Raw genomic sequence first — 787 nt, forward strand, 5'->3', positions numbered from 1 at the left:
CGCTGGTAGGCCAGCGGAGTGATCCCCGTGGCCGTGGTGAAGGCCCGCGTCAGACCACGCGGCGACAGATGGGCAACGGCGGCGAGCTCGTCGAGGGAGTGCGGGGCATCCAGGTTCTGAGCCAGGTGGTCCTGCACCCGGTGCACGGCGGGCTGCACATGGTCGCGGTAGCGCAGGAATGGACTGATCTGGGCAGCATCGCCGTCCCGCCGTAGATAGAGCACCAGCTCACGGGCGACGGCGGCGGCCAGTTCCGGGCCGTGGTCGCGTTCGACGAGGGACAGCGCAAGGTCGATCCCGGAGGAGATGCCCGCGCTGGTACTGATGCGCCCGTCGTGGACGTACAGTGCCGCCTCGCGGACCCGGGCTGCCGGATACCGCTCGCGCATCGCTCCGGTCAGTGACCAGTGCGTCGTGCACGCCCGGCCATCCAGCAGCCCCGCCTCTCCCAGGGCCGCGGCACCGCTGCACACCGACGCCACCCGCGCCCCCGCGTCATAGGCATCCCGCAGCCATCGCACTGCGGCGCTCGACACCAGTTGGTCGGATCCGGTCAGCCGTGGCCCCGGTACCAGCACCAGATCACCCGGTCCCGCCTGCGTCGCCGCAAGCGGCTGGAGCCCGGCGAGCTCCAGCCCCTGCGCCGAGCGCACCCCACCGGTCTCGGCGACGTACTCCAGCCGATAGCAGCCTCCCAAGTGGGCTGCCGCATCAAAGACCTGGACCGGGCCGCCGAGATCCAACAGGTTCACCTCGGGCAGCACCAGCACGACCACCCGTCCCGTAC

The 787-nt window shown here is 71.2% G+C and carries 1 protein-coding gene; it reads right to left on the reverse strand.

The genetic code is table 11. The features are described 5' to 3' along the window. Positions 1-787 (reverse strand): GlxA family transcriptional regulator (locus IE107_RS34545; protein WP_189548285.1); only part of this gene is annotated, 787 nt, incomplete at both ends.

It is taken from the genome of Streptomyces gelaticus, from assembly GCF_014649535.1.
GTDB lineage: Bacteria > Actinomycetota > Actinomycetes > Streptomycetales > Streptomycetaceae > Streptomyces > Streptomyces gelaticus.